Origin of the sequence: Nostoc sp. ChiQUE02, assembly GCF_034531305.2 — a bacterium.
Classification (GTDB): Bacteria; Cyanobacteriota; Cyanobacteriia; order Cyanobacteriales; family Nostocaceae; genus Nostoc.
In genome coordinates this window covers 1-21,999 of sequence record NZ_JAVRBN020000054.1, presented here as the reverse complement: position 1 = coordinate 21,999, position 21,999 = coordinate 1, and the positions used below count along the sequence as shown (strand labels likewise).

Sequence of the window (21,999 nt, the reverse complement as noted above, 5' to 3'; positions counted from 1 at the left end):
TCATGGTCACGCATCTATGAAAAAAGCGATCGCACATCAAACTGCCTTACTATTTACATGCTCTATGCTGCTGGTAGCTTGTGGTAAAAGTAGCAGTAATGATGTAAATTCTGCAAATAATCCAACAGCAACAACAGGTGCAGTTAATGCTATTCCTATCGGTATCGCCTTTGCACAAACGAGCAATGTAGCATTACTTGGTCAAGAGGGAACTGATGGAGTAAAAATTGCTGAGAAGTATTTTAATAATAAAGGAGGTATCAATGGTAGACCAATTAAATTAGTCTATCAAGATACTGGTGGCGATGAAGTTGGAGCCATTACTGCTTTTCAAACTTTAATTAGTAAAGATAAAGTTGTTGGCATTGTTGGCCCTACTCTATCACAACAAGCTTTTAGCGCTGATCCCGTAGCAGAACGCAATCAAGTCCCAGTGATTGGAGCATCAAATACTGCTAAAGGCATTCCCGAAATTGGTGATTATGTGGCTCGTGTTTCTTCATCTGTTGCTGTTGTCGCTCCTTATTCAGTAAAAGCTGCACTCAAACAAAATCCTCAAATCAAAAGAGTAGCTGTATTCTACGCTCAAAATGATGCTTTCAATAAGTCGGAAACAGAAATATTTCAGAAAGCAGTTACAAATTTAGGATTGGATTTAGTCACAGTCCAAAAGTTTCAAACTACAGATACCGACTTTCAAGCTCAAGCCAGCGATGCTATTAATTTAAAACCAGATTTAGTGATTATATCCGGGTTAGCTGTAGATGGAGGTAATTTAGTTAAACAATTACGAGAACTTGGTTATAAAGGAATAATTGTTGGTGGCAATGGTTTTAACACATCTCATATATTTTCTGTGTGCAGAGCGCTTTGTGATGGCATAATTGTGGCTCAAGCTTATAGCCCTATGTATGCTAGTGAAATTAACACGGCATTTCGCAAAGCCTACCTTGAACAATATCATAGAGAGCCACCCCAAGTAAGTGCTCAAGCTTTTACTGCTTTACAGGTATATGTAGAAGCTCTTCAATCTTTAGATAAAAAAAGTAACCTTAACAAATTGAGATTACCACAGTTGCGTACAGAATTGAATAAGGAATTACTAACAAAAAAGTTTCAAACTCCTCTCGGTGAAATTGCTTTTACACCAGTAGGTGATGTAATTCAAAAAGAGTTTTATGTTGCACAACTCAAGATGGAAGCAGATGGTGTTAATGGTAAATTTTCTTTTTTAAGCATAAAATAGTTGTAATATTGCCGATGCTCTGCAAGATGGAAGAGAGACGTAGTGAAGAAGTATTTAATAATATTTTAGATGCCCCGTTCGCGTGCTACATTACAGCAAGAATTTCTATAAAAATATTACAACTCATTTCAGATTTCTACAGTTCATAGCTTCGGCTAGATGCTGAGAAACTTCCCGGCAATATTGGTTATAGAGTAATGATGTCCGAAAATCATCGCCACGAGGGTAGGAAGCATCAATTTCTACATCAGCTACAATCCTTCCTGGACTTGTCCCCATGACTAGCACGCGATTTGATAAGTACACTGCTTCGTAAATATTGTGGGTAACAAAAACCACCGTCCAGCGGTTTTGAAGCCATAAATCGAGTAAATCACTATTGAGTTTGCTACGAGTAATTTCATCTAATGCCCCAAATGGTTCATCCATCAACAAGACATTTGGCTGAGTAACTAATGCCCTCGCAATTGATACCCGCATCTTCATTCCACCTGATAACTGGCGGGGATAGTTCTCTTCAAAACCTTGTAATCCTACCAGGGCTAATGTCTGCTGTACCAATGTGTGGCTGTCATTTTTAGACATTCTCGCCAACTTTAGCGGTAGGCGTACATTCTCCCTAACGTTTGCCCAAGGCATGAGTGCGGCATCTTGGAAAACAAAAGCCAGTTTTCTTGCTTGCTGAGTTTTACCCCAATCAATACTACCAGAACTTATCCGCCCCAATCCGGCAATCAGTCGCAGAACTGTACTTTTACCACACCCTGAGGGGCCAACTAAACTGACAAATTGTGATTCTGGAATTACTAAATTCAAGTCTTGTAGAGCAACAGTGCCATTGGTGTAGACCTTGCTAATCTGATTGAGTGTGATAATGGGACGATTACTCATTCAAAAAATCTGGAGAATAGTAAGCGATCGCTTACGTCTTGTAATAGCCTACCCCTTTATTCACAAATTGCAAGGTGTATGCGTCCTTGTAATTAACGTTGGATTTAGAAATCTTTGTATCAACCATGCTATCAAAGAGTGATTTCCACCTTGCGTCACTCATCGCCCCAATACCTTGCTTTTCTGCTGTATCAGAAAGAATAATTCCATATTCTTTTAGTTTTTGAATGCTATAGACAAGTTGCTCATCCGTCATTTCTGGATTATCTTTTTTAATTAACTGATTCCCTGGTTGGGGATTTTCCAGGTAGCTATACCAACCTTTAATTGAGGCATCAACAAATCGTTGCACTAATTCTGGATTTTTTTCTACCAGTTCTTTTTTGGTTTCAATAGTGGTTGCATACGGTTGATATCCATAATCTGCTAATAAAAATACTACTGGCTGAAAACCGCCCTGCTTCTCAATAGCAAATGGTTCAGACGTAATATAACCTTGTTGGGCTGAATTTTTGTCAATCAGAAAAGGAGCCGGATTAAAGTTGTAGGGACGCTTTTGATCGTTGCTAAAACCATACTTTGCTTCCAGTAAAGGCCAATAGGTAATGTTAGCAGAAGCAGAGACATAAATTGCTTTGCCTTTGAGGTCGGCAAGGGTTTTAATTGCTGGGTTGGGATGTGCAATCAGACACCAGGGGTCTTTCTGAAAAATTGCTGCGACTGTGATTTTGGGAATACCTTGTGCTATGGCGTTCACGGCATCCATGCCATAACCCATAAAGAAATCTACCGCATCCCCCATCAACAATTGAGTACCGCTAGGAACCTGCGGCCCACCCATTTTGATAGTTACATCTAAACCGTAGTCTTTGTAAATACCAGTGGCGATTGCCTGGTAAAATCCGCCGTGTTCTGCTTGTGCTATCCAGTTTGTACCAAAGGTAACTTTATCCAACCCAGAATTGCTAATTGATGCTTGGTTGCTGTTAGTACAAGCAGCAATAACGCTGCTACCAATCCAGATAGAACCGTATTGAATAAAATTGCGGCGACTAAGGCGATGAATTGCTGTTGATGAGGGCGATGACGGATTCATAAAACAGTATAATGCTCTCTCCTATCTGCCGTTGTAGCTGAATCTAAATGTACATTCTAGAATCAACTTTTGATTCACTAGTGAATAGGGCTGAATTTCTAGAGCACGTTGAAAAGCTCGGATCGCTTGACCATACTCTCCTAGTGCCGCATAACACAAACCCATACCGTGAAGCGCCCCAAAATGTATCGGATTGATCTGCACAACCATCTGACAATCTGCTAAAGATTTTTGATAATCACCAATACTGTAATAGAGAAAAGCCCGACGATTCCAAGCTTCGGCAAAATCCGGCTGATCTTTGATTAGTGCTGTCAGTGCTGTTTCAGCTTCAGCAATTTCACCTGCATCTAGTAACTTTTGACTACGGTCAATTATTTCCAGCCCATAGATTCCCTTTTGCTGAAACCAGATCCGCCAGATTTTTCTGGTTGCTTTGTCCCGGACTGTGGCATCCGGGTTTTTCAACTCTTCAAGTAAGGAATTGATAGATAAAGAATCCATGAATTTGAGATCAGTGAATATACCTTTGTATTAACTTTCTCACAAAATATATCTATTAATTCATTTTTAAAGTCATCTTTAAATTTGCGCTGATTAATTGCTAATTATGAAATTTCTGTGTTATTTATTGTATTCAGCAATACGACTAATACCACACTCGACATTTAGAACCATAAAAATAAAAACTAACTAGAGCTAGTTGACAGATCCCTAGTGACTAATAGCTGATAAAAACATCACCAAAAAAATAATGACTATGCCAAAGCAAAACGACGTTTCCAGGCATATTGTTCTTACTTCTCATCCTAGTAGCTTTGGCCCTAAACCAATTCCCATTCAATGGGGAGCAGCCAACCCTATGGAACGTGGGCCGATTATTGCCACGCTAACTAAGCAGGCACATCGCAACGTAATTGGCACTCACTCTGGCAGTTATGCGATTTATCGTGCTCTAGCAGTCGCTAGCGGTGCTTTACAGTCGGATCATCGAGCGGATCTGACGAATACATCTCCAGTAGAACCTATTGGGCCTCATCCTAGTTGGGCCGACCCTGATAAAATAGTATCCCTCGACCCATTTGGAGCGATCGCATCTGAGGTTTTTGCATCCTATTACCAACAGGGATATGATATTCGTCCAACGATCGCCATTACTCAAGCTCACATCAATATGCCAGAACTGCAAGATGCAGTAGACAAAGGTCGTTTGCAGGTAGATGGCAAGATTATGAAACCGGGTGGTGATTTGGTTGTCACCAAAGCCGCAGTTGAACCGGTTTGGTATTTACCAGGAATTGCCAAGCGTTTTGGCATTGCAGAAGCACTGTTGCGTCGCGCTTTATTTGAACAAACTGGGGGGATGTTTCCAGAATTGGTGACGCGATCGGATTTGGAGGTATTTTTGCCGCCAATTGGGGGTGTGACAGTGTATATTATCGGTGATTTGGCTGCGATCGCCGATCTCAACAAACCTGTAGCTGTGCGGGTACATGATGAATGCAACGGTTCTGATGTATTTGGCTCAGATATCTGCACCTGTCGCCCGTATCTGGCACATGGGATTGAAGTATGTGTCCAAACGGCACAGGAAGGCGGTGTGGGTATAATTGTCTATTGCCGTAAAGAAGGCCGCGCTTTAGGAGAAGTGACGAAATTCTTAGTTTACAATGCCAGGAAGCGTCAAGAAGGAGGCGATCGCGCTGATGCCTACTTTGCCCGTACAGAATGTGTTGCTGGAGTGGAAGACATGCGCTTCCAAGAATTAATGCCGGATGTGTTGCATTGGCTGGGCATTACCCGTATTGACCGAATGGTGTCGATGAGTAATATGAAGTATAACGCCATCATTCAGGCGGGAATTGAGATTGTGGAAAGAGTACCCATCCCCGAGGATTTGATTCCCCCAGATGCACGGGTAGAAATGGAGGCTAAAAAAGCTGCTGGATATTACACTACAGGGGATGTATTAGATGCAGATGGTTTGGCTGAGGTGAAGGGACGGACTTTAGACTAGTCAAGAGGGGAGTAGAGCAAATTTTCACTACTCCCCAGTCTCCAATACACTTCAGTTAAGGCTTGATCCTCCCTAACCCTCCTTTTTAAGGAGGGAATTAGAGCAAGCCTTTTGAAGGAGGATTGGGGGATCTTCCAGGGGCAAATATCGCTGTTTCTATGATTTGCAGGAGTTCTATAGTGGAAGTGCGAACCACAGAGGCGCAGAGAGAATTGATTGCATATCTTCGTTCACCTGTGGCGATTCGGGAACGTTGTGGGCAACTGTTTGCATTGGTAACTGAGGGACAGTCGCGTTATTTTACTTGCGATTTAACGCAGTTGACAAAAGTAGCAGATTATGTAATTGAAGTCATGCGCTACGAGTACCCGGATCTGCAAATTCCGTTTCACAGTCGTTGGCGACATTTTGAGGTTGGAGGTGTACCCCGTTTAGCCCAGTTAGATAGCCAGTTAGCGGAACTAACGCCTCTGGAAAAAGCTGCGGCTAAGTTTGATTTGGCGATTGTCAGTGTATTGCTAGATGCGGGTGCGGGGAATAATTGGCATTATAATGAGCAGGAAACTGGGTTAAATTTGGTGCGATCGGAAGGCTTGGCTGTAGCCAGTTTCCAAATGTTTTGTCAAGGGGCTTTTTCGAGTCATAATTTGCCTCAAGTAGATGCTCAAAGATTGCAAGCATTCACAGAATTAGAACTCACAACTGGGTTTCAGGTAAATACAGAAAATCCTTTGGTGGGAATTTCTGGACGGTTGAGATTATTACAAAAATTAGGTCAAGTTTTAGTCTCTTCACCTTATTTATTTGGCAATGAAAACCCCCGTCCAGGAAATTTGGTAAATTATCTCTTGGGCAAATCTCAAAATGGGCAATTAGCAGCTGCAACTGTTTTCAGTGCCATTCTGGAAGGACTGAGTGAAATTTGGCCTAGCAGATTAGAAGTTGCTGGGGTGAATTTGGGAGATATTTGGCAACATCCAGCTGTTAGGGATGATGGTTTAGTGCCATTTCACAAATTGTCTCAATGGTTGACATACTCTTTGTTAGAACCACTACAGGAACTCGGTTTAGTAATTACTGGTTTAGATGCCCTCACCGGATTACCAGAATATCGGAATGGGGGATTGTGTATTGATTTGGGACTTATTAATGGGAAACATCCAGATGTTTTGCACTCATCCCACTCAGTAGCATCAGAAATTATAGTTGAATGGCGGGCTTTGACCGTGATTCTCTTGGATCAAATTGCCGTCACAGTGCGCGAAAAGTTGGGTATGAGTCCCGAAGAACTGCCACTAGTAAAAATCCTGCAAGGGGGAACCTGGACAGCGGGGCGCAAAATTGCCGCAGAACTCAGAATAGCTGGTACATCCCCCATCCAAATAGATAGTGATGGCACAGTATTCTAAGGTAGGAGGCAGAAAGCAAAAACTTTTTATATCTGATTTTGATTCCTGCATTTCGTACCTATTTGATGTTTCCCCAAAAATTACGAATTAGTTTGGCATTATTAACTCTGTTGTCAACATAGCCAGGATAAATACGCAATCAACTGCTGAACCGACTAGGGGCCCAAAAACACTCTTTGGCAAAATAAATATTCCCAACGAGCATGATTAGCGTTCCCATAAACATCCACAGCCATTGTGTTTGACACCAGATGTAGAATCCCACCACAGCTACCAGCAAGATTGTCAATATTGTCAAAGTTGGCACGCGACAACTTTTAGGTTTGTAACGCAATGTACCAGCAAAAGTTGTCGGTATAAGCTCTAATTGTCGAAAGTCAGTTACTAAGCCAAGTGTAATCAGCCCTATAGCGATCGCCCAGCAACCTTTGTACACAATTGGATTACTCGCCCACGTCACACCTGCAATATATGCTAAGTTGATAGCGATCACCACTAAAAATGGCACAAATAAATTGTGGAATAGAAAGCGCAAGCGGTTAAGTAATTTCAGCAAAGTGCCTTCATTAATTATGTGGCCCACTGAAACAATCAAATTGTCGTAGATCATTCCAGATAGCACGACAATCAGCAGAATTTCGCTAATTCTATGTGATTGTTGAAATAAACTAATTCCCCAGATCGCCAACCCCAAAGTGGCTATCGTATAGACTAGATACAAAAAAGCTGCCATAATTTTTTCACAGAATTACTTAATTCTTGAAGAGAGTTTTGTAGCTCACAATTTGTTTTTCCAGCCGAGATTTGCCGTCGCCCTTTTTAGACTAAATAAACTTGGCGATCGCCAAGTTTTGGAAATATTCTGGTATATGACTATTGGTGTAGTATGATTGCTCAATGTGGAGTTCTATTCCCCAGCCCATGTTTTGATTAAGCTGTTTGCACTAGTCATGTAATACACAACTCTAAAAGCTGCACGTTTTGGAGAATCCATTCCCAAAATGCAGTCAAATATAATAAGGTGCATTACTAAACCCATAATGATATTTACAGGTATACCATCTATTAAGAGGATATCCAAGTCTTATGCAACACGATTTCTAAAATTCTCATTTCAAACAGATTTCGCTCATATAGGGAAATAGTTAAGTTCATCCCCCGTGATTCAGGTGTGGGATCAGCTTAACTAAGAAATTTGTGGAATTTAGGGTAGATGACTAGGAATAAATAAAGGTTTTAGGTATTTCTACAAAATAAATCTTTCCTAAGGGGTGTAGTAAACTGAATCCTGTTGAGCCAGCTATTAAATAACTATTGATTAAAATATGTACAATCAAGTAACACTAATTGAACATCCATTGATTCAGCACAAACTAACGCTGATGCGTAAAGCTGAAACTAGCACGACGAAATTCCGCACTCTCCTTAAAGAAATTAGCCTATTGTTGGCTTATGAAGTCACACGGGATTTACCACTGAAATATGAACAGATTAAAACACCACTAGCCCCGATGAGTGCGCCAATGCTTGCTCCTGATAAAAAGTTGGTGCTAGTTTCTGTGATGCGGGCAGGACAGGGAATTTTGGATGGTATGCTGGAGTTGATGCCATCAGCACGGGTAGGGCATATTGGTTTATACCGTGACCCGAAAACCCTGATTCCTGTTGAGTATTATTTCAAAGTTCCTCATGATGTTGACCAGCGAGATATGCTCGTGGTAGATCCAATGCTAGCTACTGGTAATTCGGCTGTAGCAGCTGTGGAACGGCTGAAATCAACTAATCCCTTATCAATTAAGTTTGTCTGCTTACTCGCTGCACCGGAAGGTATCGAGCGTTTTTGTGATATACATCCTGATGTGCCGCTGTATACTGCCGCCATTGATGACCATTTGGATGAACATGGCTATATTATTCCTGGATTGGGAGATGCAGGCGATCGTTTATTTGGTACAAAATAAGCTGGTTACCCATGAGCAAATGACGATCAGTGCAGTAATTAACCGAACACTACCCGAATCATTGATTAACAACTTTTACCTTCATCAAATTTGGGAGTTTTTTCAAAAAAGTCCATAGCAAATACATCAAATTTATACACTAACTTCATATACAATATTGATTTATTTTCTCAGACTATTCACGATCATCAACTATAATGTTGAATACTTCGACACCCAGAGTAGGGCAACAAATATTATATCGTAGCTACTAATGGTACAACCTACTATTGAACAGTTAGAAATAGAGATATCACAGCGGCTCATAAATTTATATAATGATAGACTAGGTAAGCCTCCTAGCCAAATTATTTGCCATTTTTTTGATACTGAAATTGTAATTTCTCTTGAAAACTCAGTTACTCAAGCTGAACAAACTCTACTGAAGGGAGGTTATGATAGTTTAGCTGAACAAGTACGATTATTTTTAGAGAAAATAATTAAACCAGAATTAAAAAGTTTGATTGAAGAAATTATTGGCAAACCTGTCCTTGACCTCATGACAAACACAAATTTAACAACAGGTCGTACTGGGATTATTGTGGTTTTCAATCAATTACCTGAGGTGCGTAATCCCGAATCTATTCCCAAGGTAAATGCCAAGAATTTAGCTGACTGATGTGGCGACTGATTACCATTTCTAATTGATTAAAATCATAGGGTTTAGTAATGCAATCATCAAATCCTGTGAGCATTTTGGAGTAATCATTTTGTACCACTGTTAAAGGTGTTACTGCAATAATTGGGATAGTAGCAGTTTTTGAGTCGTGTTTGAGGTTATCAATGACTCGGTTTGCACTCAAATTAGATAGCATCATATCTAGCAGTATTAAATCTGGTAGATGAGTTTGTGCCAATATCACAGCCCTCACCCCCTTACTTCTGCAAGAAGTTTATTGATCGGGTATATTTAACCCTTAAGTAACTGACGTGCAAATGCGATCGCCTCTGTTGCTGTTGAGACTTTCCCCTCAGCTTGTGCTACACCAATTTCTGTCAGTAGTTGGCCGATAATTGGCGAAGCTGGAATATCTAATGCTATAATCAACTCCTTCCCGCTCACTAGTGGAGTGGGATGAGCGACCAGATCATCAGGGTTAAGGTAGCGGTTGATCAAAGGTGCCCAAATAAGGCAGCATCTTGCTTTGGTTTCCACTGCTGTGTGTAGTGGCTTGTCACCAGACATTGCCTCTACCAAATTATCAAGTGCTACAGCTAACACTGCCGTAGCGGGAAAGACAATATTTGCGTCATGGAACAAAAAGTATTGTTCTCGCAAGGACATATCGACTACTCTAAGCTGCGGTAATAGTTTCAGAGCAGTGGTTACACCCCGAATTTCGGCACGACTATAAGTTAGTTCCTGTAGCTCTATTTCTGCTAATTCCGGATCTGGGTTGACAAGACAAGCAAGTTTGGCAATACCTAACCAAGTAGTTTTGATACTATCGCGGACATATTCTTGCAGTTGTACCCCAAGTTGTTGCCAATTTTCTGTCAGTAAGGCAGCTGCATTGTCAACTGCTGCTAGTTTGAGCAAGCTTTCACGGGTAGCGTTTTTGAAGAAAGGGGCAAGTAAACCATCTTCCCAAGCACTTGCGATCCAAGGAGTACCTTGAGAATTGGCCAGCAGATAGCCAATTTCTACCCTAACTCGTTCGGCTGCAACTTTGCTGATATGTGATGCTAAAGAACGAATAGCGGCTTGGGTAGCTGGCTCAATAGTAAAACCTAGTTGGGCAGCTTGGCGATAACCTCGCATTAACCGCAAAGGGTCATCTTTTAAGTTCGCGGGTGATACCATTCGCAAAATGCCCTGTTGTAAGTCTGCATAACCTTGCAGAGGATCGATAATTTCTTGGGTATGGGGATTATAAGCGATCGCATTTACTGTAAAGTCCCGTCTGTACAAATCAACTTCTAAACTATTTCCTTCCTGTTGGGCAAAATCAGCTGTGGCGTGGGGAAAAACCACACGCGCAATTTGTCTTTCTGCATCGAGTAACACAAAACCAGCTTTGTAATGATGAGCGATCGCTCTCGCCACCTTTACCGCCTTAGATGGTATAACAAAATCTAGATCCAGATATTCGCGAGTTCTGCCAAGAATCGCATCTCGGACAGCACCACCTACCATGTAAGCGGGTTGTGGCAAGAATTCCAAACTGAAAGGCCAATTTTCGGGAGCTAGGGTAGAAAGAATTGATTCGTGCATTGTAATAAAAATCAACCCAGCAACTCATGAATAACAGTTGGGCTTAAGTTAGATTAACAATAAAGGCCCCTGGAGTTGGTTCTATTATGTGTATTTGCGTGAACTGCCACTATGTAGACCGATGTGTTACCTATCATGCCGTAGAAGGGCAGCACCAACAGCCTCACTTGACCGAAACACCAAATTTTGATCCGAATGAACCTTCTATTAATGTCAACATTCGGACTAAAGAGGATGTAATTGAAATGGAATGGGATGTTGTTGGTTGTCTGAGCTTCAAGCGGGAAACGGGTAAGTGGTCGAAATTGCGTCCTGGTGAATTAGTGCCGACTTGAAACGTCAAAAGTAGTATGTTATGTTTGCGCCCATTAATAACAGAACGTTGACAATTCAATCCCAAGTTTCCTAGTGAAAGCAAAAGTATTTATTTTGACTTTACACACGTAAGTTTTTCGCGGGGGTATAGCGATCGCTAAAACCCTTTTTCCTTCGTTAAACCCCGCGAAATACCTGCGGTGTAAGCAATTTGACGAGGGTAGACTGTAACCTTATTATCAATAATTTAAGCTTACTGACAATTAAATTAAATTTATACTAAAATTACCCCTTCAAAATCAGTCATAGTAAGGGTTATAGAAGGGTAGAGTTTTTCAATCGCTTCCCGTGAGGGGATGCAAACAAAGTGAAAATTCAGAACTATGATGTGCTTGAATAGATATATCAACTTAACTATAGAAAAATCAATATTTTAATTAACTTTGACCACAGAACTAAAACACCTCACAACAACGAAATACGCTTTATCACTACACACCACTACTCCCGAATTGGGTTTAGCAATTAGTAATTTTGCAGGCGAAAGTCGCTCTCAAGTTTGGAATTTGGGGCGTGATTTATCTAGCCTAATACATCAATATTTAATTGAATTTATCAAACCGCAAACTTGGGCAGATTTATCCTTTATCGCAGTTGCAAAAGGGCCAGGCGGCTTTACGGGAACTAGGATTGGCGTTGTTACTGCTCGCACTTTGGGGCAACAGTTAGATATTCCTGTATTTGCGATTTCAACTTTGGCTGCGGTAGCTTGGTCAGAAGCAGGCAAAAGTCAAAATCCAAAAACTATTGCTGTAGAAATGCCAGCACAACGAGGTCAAATTTTTGCTGCTATTTATCAGTTTGAGCCAAATACTTCTAAACTAAGAGTCTGTTTGTCAGATAGAGTGTTGACACCAGAAGCATGGCAGGAAACTTTAGCGAATTGGAACACTAATTATCAGTTGATTCAAGCTCAATCTGAGCTAGCAGCGACGGTGACAAGTATTTTGGAACTAGCTAATCTCGATTGGCAAGAGGGCAAGTGTCCTAATTGGTCAGAGGCTTTGCCATATTACGGGCAGCATCCTGTAGAGCTTTAACTGACATGCGTCAATTTCTTCGCCACGTTTTAATAATGCTAAGGAACCGGGCAGAAATAACTTACCTATAGAGCAATACGCTTGGCTTAAGGCTAAAACTATTTGTCAAAGTCAATTTTTTATGTAGACGGGTTCGCGCAGCGTCTGTCTGCGACACGCTGCGCGAACGTAGAGAAGTGGCTTGCCGCAGAACAAGAGTTTAAGCAAATTTCTACAAATATGGCAAGTAGCACTTTTTCCACTTGTGATGTTAAAACCGTAAAAGTTGAGAATAGCAGCTATTCTGGGGTTAGACAAAATCCCTAGCTGATATTGATATATAAAGTTTGTTGTTCCAATAGAGATTAAATGTATGGATCTAACAGAATTAAAGTGGACTAAAAATGTCAATCATAAGGGTGATGATAAATATTGGGCTTATCAAAATATTGACCCAAATTTAAATATTTTCCGATTAAATTGGAAAACAGAATACGCAGAGAACGCCCTTAAACCACAGGAAAGCGAACTCATTCTTTTAAGACAGCGTACCAAAGTAACGCATATTGTCAAACTTCTGAACAATACTTTGTATAAAGAGCTTCCCCCTGGAGAATTTAGTATATACCGTCTAGTTGAAGTAGTGTGGATAGCAGATTATTGGAGTGTACCTCCAGAACAAGACATAGTGTTTGGTTATCATGTCCATCTTGAGGGGGGTAAAGTGATGAAGTTGGAAACCTTACCTACATTCGACGAACATTGGGGTAGCCGAGGTGGATTAGTAGGATTTCAAAATCATCTTCTAAGAGCGCTTAAATTAGAACGATAAGATGCATTTTTCCTGGGGTTTTAAGCGATCGCATCACAGTGCATAAATCCAAAGTCAAAACAGCCACAGCCAAACTGGGAGAGTAACCAGCAATACTATAGCCCCAGTAGCTAAGGCAGTAACTGCTAGATCGCGATCGAGATTGAATGTCTCAGCAATTACCAGTGTGCCGAAAGCTGGAGGCATAGCCATTTGTAAGAGAATTACCTTTGCTGTGGAACCAGTTAATCCAAACAGTGGTAAGATGCTGCCCAATATCAAGGGAACTAACAACATTTTGATTCCCAAGCTCATCCCTGCTTGTGGTAGGCTACGCCAAGATTTGAGCAGCCCTAGTCGCATTCCGATTAACACCAGAGATAAAGCTACACTACTCCAAGCCAATTTCTCCAAGCAGAATTCTACTACTGTGGGAATTGTTGCTTCTCGAACCAGCAAGCCAAATCCGAAACTCCATAGCGCAGGATTAATTAAGATGGCCCTAGCAGTCTGCCAATGATTCTGGACACCGCCGCCAAAACGGGCTGCTAGTAGAACACCCAAGCCATAAGTTCCTGGGAATGAACCTAACAAATCGTAAAATAACGCCCAAGCAAAGTATTCCTTGCCTAGTATTGCTAAGGTGATGGGAAAGCCAAGATAACCTGTATTACCCAACGTTGCTGCTAATATCAAGCTAGCCTGAGTTGGTGCTTGAGGAATAGTATTTCTAAAATGGGCTTGTCCTTTAATGCCTAACCAAGCTAAAAATGCTCCTAGTAAAATGGCTAGGTAAGCAATCGCAGGTGCAATCCAAATTTGTCCTGATAAGCTGGATTGTCGCAAAAACGATACTATGCTTATGGGTACTCCCACCCAAAAAAGAAACAGTCCTAAACGTGTAGGAACTGTTACAGGTAGTTTGCGTCCCAGAATAAAACCTACCAGGACTAATCCTCCCAGCTTGACGTATAGTTCTAAAAGGTTTGTCAAGATTGCGCCTAAGAACCACAGATGTAAAATGCTACCTGTTACGTTTACTTTTGTCCAGTGCAAAATCTGTTATGGCTATCCCACAAAAACAGGAGTTTACCCTTGAATAAGGCTGGGTTTTCTGGAAGACCGCAAAACTCATCGAATGACTTTGGTGATGATATTCCAGTGGCTGTACGCGATACCCCTGATGCAACACCTAAAATTTGGTTGCAACCCCGAATTATCTTTATTGGGGGAGTTGCAGGATTTGTCTTGCTGGCTTCAATTAGCAGTTTTTTATTTTTTGTCACTGCACCCAAAAAAACCGTCGATTCTCAACCTTTACCAGCTACTTCTCCTCCTGCAACTCCAACAGCATCTAATAATTCCAGCGATACTGTGTTAGGACATTTTCCATACCCAGAAGCCCCTGAGTCAGAACTAGTAACCATCTCCGCAAATAGGGGCATTAGAATGCGAAAAACTGCTGCCCAAAAGTTTGAGGAGATGGTAGCAGCAGCGCGGAGTGCAGGTGTAATTTTAGTACCAATTTCTGGCTTTCGCTCAGTCAAAGACCAGGAACAGTTGTTTTTTGGTGTCGGTGCGCAGCGAAATCAAACGCCAGCACAACGAGCTGCCCTCAGCGCTCCTCCTGGTCATAGCGAACATCACACGGGTTATGCTGTGGATGTTGGAGACGGATCGGTACCAGCAACTAATCTTCAAACTAACTTTGACAATACCAAGGCTTATCGGTGGCTGCAAGCAAATGCACCGCGTTTTGGCTTTGAAATATCATTTCCTAAAGATAATGCTCAAGGTGTGAGTTATGAACCGTGGCACTGGCGTTTTGTAGGCGATCGCAATAGTTTGGAAATGTTCTACAAAGCCAGAAACTTGAAACCCGCTAAGATATCGCCATAAAAGACAGCAGACAGGAGTCAGGAGTAATTGGTTTTAATCCCTCTTTCCCTACTCCCTTTCCCCTAGTGGAGGCTGAAGCACCACTTCCATAAGGGCTGGACAATAATATCTAGCGATATCCTTAGCGATCGCATCTGGTCGGGAAATTTTATCTAGATTGCAAAGTAAAATCACGGTAATTTTGTCATCAATAAAGCGGGTAATGTTACTTGCAAATCCTAAAATTGAACCATTATGACCAACTACTCGGCGATCGCTATAATTCAATACCCACCAACCTAAACCTGCAACATATCTCAACTTTTCCCAATCATCACCCTGATTTGAAAAATGAGGAGTCCACATCAAATCAAGGGTTGATTGCTTTAGCAGAGTTGCACCACAAAGCGCCTGTTCCCACTTAACCATATCTTTCACACTGGAAAGTTGACCTCCAGCAGAATAGGTGACTGAGGGACTGTAATAAGGTTTGTTAACAAGCTTGCTGTTTGGCAAGCGATAGCCAGCAGCCCGGTGCGGCACTATGTCGCTGGGATTATTCATTACGGTTGCATTCATTCCCAAAGGAGCAAAAATGCGCTCTTGCAACAAATCTCCATAAGATTGTCCAGTTACCTTTTCTAGGAGCAAACCCAGTAGATAGTAGCCTGTGTTGTCATAGGCGCTAAACTCACCCGGTTGGAACTTGAGGGGTAGGTGAGTAACTAGAGCCAAAATTTCAGATTTAGATAAATCAAGATGGGTAATTTCCCAGTAGTTTGGAGCATCGGTATAGCTAGGAATTCCAGACTGATGAGACAGAATATGCCCGATTGTGACATTTTGCCACGTTAGGGGTAGACGATCGAGATAGTCTGCGATCGCATCTTCTAGCGAAATTATCCCTTGCTCCACCAGCATCATTATGGCTGTAGCGGTGAAAGTTTTACCGACAGACGCAATTTCATAAACTGTATGTTCAGTAGCTGGAACAGAGTGTTCAACATTCGCCAGTCCATAGCCTTTAACTAAAACAGGTTCACCTTCCTGCACCACTGCAACAGAAAGTCCAGGAATCCGGTTTTTAGTCATTGTGGCTCGAATATAGTCGTCAATCACAATTGACCTCATTGTTATTTGGCGATGGGAAGAAGCAAGGGAGAAGAATTTCCCCCTCTGCCTTTTTTCAATGCCCTATGACCAATTTCATCTGCTATTTCCTGCCTTCTTGGGCACTGGTTTCTGATACTTGCCTGGATATTTGCGCTGAAAATATTCTTCCATAATTTGTAAGATCATCGGCGCAGCAATGCTACCGCCGCCGCCCCCGGAATGTTCAGCAAATGCCACAATCACAATTTCTGGTTGTTCAGCAGGTGCATAGGCTCCAAACCAAGCGTGATTTTGCTTAACACGGCCCTTCCACGCTTCAGCTGTGCCACTCTTACCAGCGACTGGGGGAACTGTTGGCTGCTTCAAAGCTTTACCCGTACCTTCAGCTACTACTTTCTGTAGTCCCTGACGCAGAACACTTATGGTTGTTGGCTTCATATTTAAAAATGCTCGCCAGCTTTTTGCTTCTTCATTGTCTTTAAGCAAATGCGGCTGGACTCGATAGCCACCATTAGCGGGCACGGCAAACATAATGGCAACTTGCAACGGTGTAGTTTGTAAAGCACCTTGACCAATCGACATATTAATGCTATCGCCTACAGTCCAAGGTATCTTCCAAGTTTTCTGCTTCCAAGCCTCATCTGGCACTAAACCTTTTGCCTCTTCGTTGCCAAACTCAAAGCCCGTTCTTTTACCAAATCCATACTTGCGAGTCCATTCAATTAAAGTTGGCCCGCCGACTCCCCGACCAATTTGATAGAAGAAAGTATCACTACTCCACTGTAATGCTCCGACAAAACCCAATGGCCCGAACCCGGCGTGATTCCATTCACCAAATCGGGTGCCGCCAAAGTTTAAGGAACCGTAGGTTTGCAGGACTGTGCTAGGAGAAAATTTACCTGATTCTAAACCGGCTGTGGTGGTAACAATTTTGAAGGTGCTAGCGGGTGGAAAGGCGCTGAGGGCGCGATTCACCAAGGGATGATCGGCACCTTGGACAAATTCCCAATCTTTTTGGGTAAGTTTCTGCTTCGAGAAAATATTTGGGTCAAAGGTGGGATGAGATACCATTGCTAAAACAGCGCCATTCTTTGGATCGAGAGCCACGATCGCACCGTCGCGATCGCCTAAAGCTTTTTCTGCTGTCTTTTGCATATCTAAATCTATGGTCAAGTGCAAATCGTGACCAGCTTTTGCCTGTTTTTCGCCTAAAACCCGGAGTGGCCGACCTGCACCATCCACTTCTACCTGCTGACCGCCCCATTCGCCCCGCAGACTTTTCTCATAAGCTTTTTCAACTCCCATTTGACCAATCACATCACCCAATCTGTAACCTTCCTGCTTTTTTTCTTTTAACTGATTGGCGGTCAGTTCTCGCGTATAGCCTAATACATGAGCTAATTCCTTGCCGTGGGGGTAGTAGCGAACAGCTTCTGTATGAATTTCCACGTCTTTAAGTTCAGCTTGATACTCCTTCAATCCTGTGATTTGCGCTTCGTTCAAGTTACGAGCAATCCGTATCAGTGAAGAAGAGTTAGCACCTGCCTCTTCTAGTTTCTTTTCAATCTCTTCTTGGGGAACGTCGAGAATTTGAGATAGACGCGCTCCCACTAATGACCACGCTGGCTTGGTATGCGCCATCGGCCACAAATATACAGAGCGAGGATAGCGAGTACTGGCTAAAAGTTTGCCGTTGCGGTCAAAGATATTGCCTCGTTCTGGTTGTTTGGGAATCATCCGAATTCGATTTGACTCGGCTCGTTTTCGGTGGCTTGCTCCTTCATTAATTTGCAAATATGCCAAGCGAATGCTGATTCCTGTCAGCATCAATAGAGTAAATATAATTAAAAATATCGGCTGGAAACTTTGTCCAACAGTACGTGTATTTTTTTGTCCGCCAAGTGGAGATGGTTTAAGGAAAGTCATAAGGAAAAGAGGATTTCAAAATTAAGATTATCTGTAAATAACTCTGCTAAATTCTTAGCAGGTATTTAAGGGCAAACTAATTGGCAGTAATTAATTGTTTTCAATTGATACCATAAGCTCATCTCTTCTATTGCGTCGCCCAAAGGCTTTTTGAATTTTAAACTTTACACACTACTGGTCTGTCCCATTAATTTTGATGAGTTTGTAGTAAGCACTTCAGTGCTTAAAAATCTAGGACTAAAGTCCTTACGACGAACTTTTTCAGCCATCAAAACTAATGGGATAGACTAGAAACTCTTACGCAGTATACCTGTTTGACTTTTGACTTCCGCCTTGCGGTACTAGTCTCCAGTGCCACGTCCTGAACTTTGAGTTTTAGCTTCTGATGGGTCAGGCTGAGGTTTTTGATACTTACCTGGATATTTGTGCTGAAAATAAGCTTCTAGTACTTGTAAAACCATCGGTCCGCAAATAGTACCGCCATGTTCGCCAGTATTTTCCCCAAAGGCCACAACCACAATTTCTGGCTTATTACTGGGCGCATAAGCACCAAACCATGTATGATTTGGGCGACCAACACCAGCTTCAGCTGTACCACTCTTCCCGGATGCTTGGGCAATTGTCGGCACGTCTAAGCGTTTACCAGTGCCTTCACTCACTACCTTTCGCAGTCCGTCACGGAGAACTTTGATAGTTGTCGGCTTCATATTTAAGGATTCTCGCCAACTTTTCGCTTCTTCGTTATCTTTAAGCAAATGCGGCTGAACTCGATACCCGCCATTAGCAGGGACAGAAAACATAATCGCCGATTGCAGAGGTGTCACTTGCAAAGCGCCTTGACCAATTGACATATTAATGGTGTCGCCAACAGTCCAAGGCGTTTTCAAAACTTTCCGCTTCCATGTTTCATCTGGAACCAAGCCTACTGATTCTTCATCACGAAATTCAATACCAGTTCTTTGACCAAACCCGTATTTGCGACTCCATTTAATTAAAGTTGGGCCGCCAACTTTTCTGCCAACTTGATAGAAGAAAGTATCGCTACTCATAGCGATCGCTCTGGGAAATCCCAATGGCCCGAATCCGGCGTGGTTCCACTCACCAAATGTCACCCCACCCACGGTAAGGGAACCAAAGGTTTGTAGTATTGAGTCAGGAGAAAATTCACCTGATTCCAGTCCAGCTGTAGTAGTCACAACTTTAAAAGTACTGGCGGGCGGAAAGGCACTCAGGGCACGATTGACCAAGGGATGATCTTTACCTTGGACACTTTCCCAATCTTTTTGCGAGAGTTTTTGTTTGGAAAAGATATTTGGGTCAAAGGTGGGGTAAGATACTAACGCTAAAACAGCACCATTGTTTGGATCGAGTGCTGCGATCGCACCTCGGTGATTTCCTAAAGCTTTTTCGGCTGCTTTTTGCACATCCAAATCTATGGTTAAGTGCAAATCATTACCAGCTTTTGCCTGTTTCTCCCCGATAACTCGGATTGGTCTACCTGCACCATCCACTTCCACTTGCTGACCGCCCCATTCGCCCCGTAGAGCTTTCTCGTAAGCCTTTTCCACACCCATCTGACCGATTACATCTCCCAGTCGATAGCCTAACTCCTTCTTGCCCTTTAACTGGTCGGGGGTTAACTCCCGTGTATAACCTAGTACGTGCGCTAATTCCTTGCCGTGGGGATAATAACGTACAGAATCTGTATTGATTTCCACTTCTGGGAGTTCATTTTTATACTCTTTTAATGCCGTAATTTCTGCTTCATTTAAATCGCGAGCAACCCGGATGAGTGAAGAAGAATTAGCACCTGCTTGTTCTAATTTCTTTTCCATCTCATCTTGGGGAATGTTGAGAATTTGCGCTAGACGCGGGCCGACTACAGACCAGGAAGGCTTAGTATGTGCCATCGGCCACAAGTATACAGAGCTAGGATAGCGAGTGCTGGCTAAAAGTTTGCCATTCCGGTCAAAAATATTGCCCCGTTCTGGTTGTTTGGGAATCATCCGAATTCGGTTTGCTTCAGCTCGTTCCCGGAGTTTTGGCCCTTCAACTATTTGCAAGTAAGCCAAACGAGCCTCAATACCAGCGGCCATTAATAGGGTAAATACGATTAAAAATATTGATTGGAAACCGCGTCCAACGGTGCGTGTATCTTTTTTGCTGCCAATTGATGGGAATAAAGACATAAACAATTCAAAATTAAAAATGAATAAACACAATCCTAGCCAGCCTTTTAACAATTGCTAATATGCAATTTTAATACTTGTTAGCTTAATCGAAGAATGCGTAAGTACATGCATAAGTATATACATTTACCGTAAATTCAGTCCCAGTACTGGGTATGAAAGAATCGGGCGAGTATATTCTTGAACAATTGTTTTTGGCGGATACAATAAACCAAAGTGTCAAATCTAGTCTGCCCAAAAGACTACATCAATTGACAAAATTTCATAAAATCACGGCATTCTACTGAGGATTATGGCTCAAATTGTCATGCAGAATCAGAGGGGGATAACAACTTTTCAGCCACTTGATGTTGAACTGCGTAATGTCTTCAAGTTTTTTAACCAAGAACCAGCAGTAAATGGAATCGACTTGGATGTTAGACAAGGAGAATTTTTTAGTATTTTAGGCCCCTCCGGTTGTGGTAAAACAACAATACTGCGCTTAATTGCTGGGTTTGAAATCGCTGACGCTGGCAAGGTGTTGATTCGGGGTCAGTCTATGACTAATGTGCCGCCTTACCGCCGACCCGTCAATACTGTATTTCAAAGTTACGCTCTATTTAACCATCTGAATGTCTGGGATAACATCGCCTTCGGACTGAGGGTAAAAAAAGTACCCAAATCGAAAATTGAAGCGAGAGTCCAAGAAGCTTTAAAACTCGTGAAAATGGAAAGTTTGCGATCGCGCTTTCCCAATCAACTTTCTGGTGGTCAACAGCAGCGTGTCGCTTTAGCCAGGGCCCTAGTCAACCGTCCCACAGTGGTACTACTGGATGAACCTTTAGGGGCGTTAGATTTAAAACTCCGTAAGGAAATGCAAGTTGAGTTATCAAATTTACACAAAGACTTGGGATTAACCTTTGTGATGGTGACGCACGACCAAGAAGAAGCATTGTCTTTGAGCGATCGCATTGCCGTGATGAATCAAGGCAAAATTGAACAAGTTGGCACTCCTAGTCAAATTTACGAGCGTCCTCAGACATCCTTTGTTGCTGATTTTATTGGCGATACTAATTTATTTAGCGGTGAAATTGTTGGGGTAGACTCCTCTAATGTGCAAATTTCGACGAAAACAGGACTCTCAATTGTCATTAGCCGGGCTGAAGATACACCGTCGGAAATATCACAAACAGTAGTGGTAAGTGTGCGCCCAGAAAAAATACAGCTTTCGCTTTATCCACCCAACTTGCCAGCTAACTGCTTTGAAGGGCGGCTTGTCAATGTTATGTATTTGGGCACACATGTTAATTATGTTGTGGAATTAACAAATGGCATTAGGATCAATGTGTTGCAACCTAATACTTTTGGCGCTTTACCAGACCACGACACACTTATTTATGCCTGGTGGGCAGAAACTGATTGTTTAGCTATTAATCAAATGTAGAATCCCCAAGATTATGAATAAGTGAGCGAACGCGGGAGCGTGTCGTCAGACAAGCGAAATTTGTTCAGCGCTGAATCGGAATTGTAATTACAATTGACACTCCTCTAGTACTCAACCAACCCAAAAATGACGGTTGAAGGCAAGCAGGGGAAGCAGAGGAAGCAGGGGGAGAAAAAAACTTGATTTTCTTACCATAATTCCCGCAAAGTTTCTTTGGTGGACTACTAGCTAAAGCCGTTCGCGTAACGTCTCGTAGAGAGGGGATTCTTGAATCTACAGCAGTTTTCAAGTAGATGAGGTACAAAATGCAGGACTCATACCAATTCACGAAAAATTTGATTCAAATAAAGCATCAAGAATAAAATCCCACCCTGTTATGGAAGCAACGGTT

20 protein-coding genes are annotated in these 21,999 nt (G+C 42.2%); 10 read left to right on the top strand and 10 right to left on the bottom strand.

Annotation, left to right across the window (positions count from 1 at the left end; translation table 11 throughout):
* Nucleotides 1-16: 16 nt before the first annotated feature.
* Nucleotides 17-1,246 carry an ABC transporter substrate-binding protein gene (locus tag RM347_RS31050; RefSeq protein WP_322715719.1) on the top strand — a complete coding sequence of 410 codons (1,230 nt, stop codon included), beginning with the start codon at nucleotides 17-19 and terminating at the stop codon, nucleotides 1,244-1,246.
* 123 nt (nucleotides 1,247-1,369) lie between these two features.
* On the opposite strand, the gene RM347_RS31045 is transcribed toward RM347_RS31050, so the two are convergent.
* From RM347_RS31045 to RM347_RS31035, 3 genes are read right to left on the bottom strand one after another with little or no spacing between them, the layout of a single operon-like run.
* The gene (locus tag RM347_RS31045; protein WP_322715720.1) at nucleotides 1,370-2,137 is read right to left on the bottom strand and encodes an ABC transporter ATP-binding protein; all 768 of its coding nucleotides are present in this window, start codon (nucleotides 2,135-2,137) and stop codon (nucleotides 1,370-1,372) included.
* 31 nt (nucleotides 2,138-2,168) lie between these two features.
* Complete coding sequence (locus RM347_RS31040; protein ID WP_322715721.1) at nucleotides 2,169-3,233, bottom strand: ABC transporter substrate-binding protein; 1,065 nt, start codon at nucleotides 3,231-3,233, stop codon at nucleotides 2,169-2,171.
* Nucleotides 3,234-3,254: 21 nt separating this feature from the next.
* Entirely contained in the window at nucleotides 3,255-3,737 is a 483-nt protein-coding gene (locus RM347_RS31035; protein WP_292726755.1) for a tetratricopeptide repeat protein, read from the bottom strand.
* A 256-nt stretch (nucleotides 3,738-3,993) separates the two neighbouring features.
* On the opposite strand from RM347_RS31035, the gene RM347_RS31030 reads away from it, so the two are divergent.
* Both RM347_RS31030 and RM347_RS31025 read left to right on the top strand, forming a co-directional pair.
* A complete protein-coding gene (locus RM347_RS31030) occupies nucleotides 3,994-5,250 on the top strand; it encodes a GTP cyclohydrolase II (protein ID WP_322715722.1) in 1,257 nt (418 codons plus the stop codon).
* 179 nt (nucleotides 5,251-5,429) lie between these two features.
* Entirely contained in the window at nucleotides 5,430-6,659 is a 1,230-nt protein-coding gene (locus RM347_RS31025) for a URC4/urg3 family protein (protein WP_428850643.1), read from the top strand.
* 139 nt (nucleotides 6,660-6,798) lie between these two features.
* Here the strand turns inward: RM347_RS31025 and RM347_RS31020 are convergent, their stop codons facing one another.
* The gene (locus RM347_RS31020; protein WP_322715724.1) at nucleotides 6,799-7,392 is read right to left on the bottom strand and encodes a hypothetical protein; all 594 of its coding nucleotides are present in this window, start codon (nucleotides 7,390-7,392) and stop codon (nucleotides 6,799-6,801) included.
* Between the two features lie 592 nt (nucleotides 7,393-7,984).
* Here RM347_RS31020 and upp point away from each other — a divergent pair.
* Complete coding sequence (gene upp, locus RM347_RS31015) at nucleotides 7,985-8,620, top strand: uracil phosphoribosyltransferase (RefSeq protein WP_322715725.1); 636 nt, start codon at nucleotides 7,985-7,987, stop codon at nucleotides 8,618-8,620.
* 253 nt (nucleotides 8,621-8,873) lie between these two features.
* Nucleotides 8,874-9,278, top strand: coding sequence for a DUF2294 domain-containing protein (locus RM347_RS31010; RefSeq protein ID WP_322715726.1), 405 nt, complete (start codon nucleotides 8,874-8,876; stop codon nucleotides 9,276-9,278).
* On the opposite strand, the gene RM347_RS31005 is transcribed toward RM347_RS31010, so the two are convergent.
* Nucleotides 9,241-9,531 (bottom strand): response regulator, encoded by a 291-nt coding sequence (locus RM347_RS31005; protein ID WP_322715727.1) that lies wholly within the window; start codon nucleotides 9,529-9,531, stop codon nucleotides 9,241-9,243. The two genes, RM347_RS31010 and RM347_RS31005, sit on opposite strands and share 38 nt — an antisense overlap.
* Nucleotides 9,532-9,569: 38 nt before the next feature.
* A complete protein-coding gene (locus RM347_RS31000) occupies nucleotides 9,570-10,874 on the bottom strand; it encodes a CCA tRNA nucleotidyltransferase (protein WP_322715728.1) in 1,305 nt (434 codons plus the stop codon).
* A gap of 86 nt (nucleotides 10,875-10,960) precedes the next feature.
* On the opposite strand from RM347_RS31000, the gene RM347_RS30995 reads away from it, so the two are divergent.
* The 3 genes from RM347_RS30995 (at nucleotide 10,961) to RM347_RS30985 (ending at nucleotide 13,100) form a co-directional block, all read left to right on the top strand.
* On the top strand, nucleotides 10,961-11,209 hold the full coding sequence (locus RM347_RS30995; RefSeq protein ID WP_190893341.1) for a Ycf34 family protein: 249 nt from the start codon (nucleotides 10,961-10,963) through the stop codon (nucleotides 11,207-11,209).
* A 423-nt stretch (nucleotides 11,210-11,632) separates the two neighbouring features.
* Nucleotides 11,633-12,289 carry a tRNA (adenosine(37)-N6)-threonylcarbamoyltransferase complex dimerization subunit type 1 TsaB gene (tsaB, locus tag RM347_RS30990; RefSeq protein WP_322715729.1) on the top strand — a complete coding sequence of 219 codons (657 nt, stop codon included), beginning with the start codon at nucleotides 11,633-11,635 and terminating at the stop codon, nucleotides 12,287-12,289.
* 352 nt (nucleotides 12,290-12,641) lie between these two features.
* The gene (locus RM347_RS30985) at nucleotides 12,642-13,100 is read left to right on the top strand and encodes a hypothetical protein (RefSeq protein WP_322715730.1); all 459 of its coding nucleotides are present in this window, start codon (nucleotides 12,642-12,644) and stop codon (nucleotides 13,098-13,100) included.
* Between the two features lie 54 nt (nucleotides 13,101-13,154).
* Here RM347_RS30985 and RM347_RS30980 read toward each other — a convergent pair whose 3' ends face one another.
* Complete coding sequence (locus RM347_RS30980) at nucleotides 13,155-14,072, bottom strand: AEC family transporter (protein ID WP_322715731.1); 918 nt, start codon at nucleotides 14,070-14,072, stop codon at nucleotides 13,155-13,157.
* Nucleotides 14,073-14,174: 102 nt separating this feature from the next.
* Between RM347_RS30980 and RM347_RS30975 the strand changes: the two genes are divergently transcribed.
* Entirely contained in the window at nucleotides 14,175-14,978 is an 804-nt protein-coding gene (locus RM347_RS30975) for a M15 family metallopeptidase (protein WP_322715732.1), read from the top strand.
* A 48-nt stretch (nucleotides 14,979-15,026) separates the two neighbouring features.
* Here the strand turns inward: RM347_RS30975 and RM347_RS30970 are convergent, their stop codons facing one another.
* From RM347_RS30970 to mrdA (RM347_RS30960), 3 genes are all read right to left on the bottom strand, one after another.
* Nucleotides 15,027-16,076 carry a serine hydrolase domain-containing protein gene (locus RM347_RS30970; protein ID WP_322715733.1) on the bottom strand — a complete coding sequence of 350 codons (1,050 nt, stop codon included), beginning with the start codon at nucleotides 16,074-16,076 and terminating at the stop codon, nucleotides 15,027-15,029.
* Nucleotides 16,077-16,163: 87 nt separating this feature from the next.
* The gene (gene mrdA / locus RM347_RS30965; protein ID WP_322715734.1) at nucleotides 16,164-17,996 is read right to left on the bottom strand and encodes a penicillin-binding protein 2; all 1,833 of its coding nucleotides are present in this window, start codon (nucleotides 17,994-17,996) and stop codon (nucleotides 16,164-16,166) included.
* 341 nt (nucleotides 17,997-18,337) lie between these two features.
* Entirely contained in the window at nucleotides 18,338-20,185 is a 1,848-nt protein-coding gene (gene mrdA / locus RM347_RS30960) for a penicillin-binding protein 2 (protein ID WP_322715735.1), read from the bottom strand.
* A gap of 292 nt (nucleotides 20,186-20,477) precedes the next feature.
* Between mrdA (RM347_RS30960) and RM347_RS30955 the strand changes: the two genes are divergently transcribed.
* Complete coding sequence (locus RM347_RS30955; RefSeq protein WP_322715736.1) at nucleotides 20,478-21,608, top strand: ABC transporter ATP-binding protein; 1,131 nt, start codon at nucleotides 20,478-20,480, stop codon at nucleotides 21,606-21,608.
* Nucleotides 21,609-21,999: the final 391 nt, after the last annotated feature.

Coding starts and splice junctions, on each gene's coding strand:
- RM347_RS31050 (WP_322715719.1), top strand. CDS start 17: ATGAAAAAAGCGATCGCACATCAAACTGCCTTACTATTTACATGCTCT.
- RM347_RS31045 (WP_322715720.1), bottom strand. CDS start 2,137: ATGAGTAATCGTCCCATTATCACACTCAATCAGATTAGCAAGGTCTAC.
- RM347_RS31040 (WP_322715721.1), bottom strand. CDS start 3,233: ATGAATCCGTCATCGCCCTCATCAACAGCAATTCATCGCCTTAGTCGC.
- RM347_RS31035 (WP_292726755.1), bottom strand. CDS start 3,737: ATGGATTCTTTATCTATCAATTCCTTACTTGAAGAGTTGAAAAACCCG.
- RM347_RS31030 (WP_322715722.1), top strand. CDS start 3,994: ATGCCAAAGCAAAACGACGTTTCCAGGCATATTGTTCTTACTTCTCAT.
- RM347_RS31020 (WP_322715724.1), bottom strand. CDS start 7,392: ATGGCAGCTTTTTTGTATCTAGTCTATACGATAGCCACTTTGGGGTTG.
- upp (WP_322715725.1), top strand. CDS start 7,985: ATGTACAATCAAGTAACACTAATTGAACATCCATTGATTCAGCACAAA.
- RM347_RS31010 (WP_322715726.1), top strand. CDS start 8,874: ATGGTACAACCTACTATTGAACAGTTAGAAATAGAGATATCACAGCGG.
- RM347_RS31000 (WP_322715728.1), bottom strand. CDS start 10,874: ATGCACGAATCAATTCTTTCTACCCTAGCTCCCGAAAATTGGCCTTTC.
- RM347_RS30995 (WP_190893341.1), top strand. CDS start 10,961: ATGTGTATTTGCGTGAACTGCCACTATGTAGACCGATGTGTTACCTAT.
- RM347_RS30985 (WP_322715730.1), top strand. CDS start 12,642: ATGGATCTAACAGAATTAAAGTGGACTAAAAATGTCAATCATAAGGGT.
- mrdA (WP_322715734.1), bottom strand. CDS start 17,996: ATGACTTTCCTTAAACCATCTCCACTTGGCGGACAAAAAAATACACGT.
- mrdA (WP_322715735.1), bottom strand. CDS start 20,185: ATGTCTTTATTCCCATCAATTGGCAGCAAAAAAGATACACGCACCGTT.
- RM347_RS30955 (WP_322715736.1), top strand. CDS start 20,478: ATGGCTCAAATTGTCATGCAGAATCAGAGGGGGATAACAACTTTTCAG.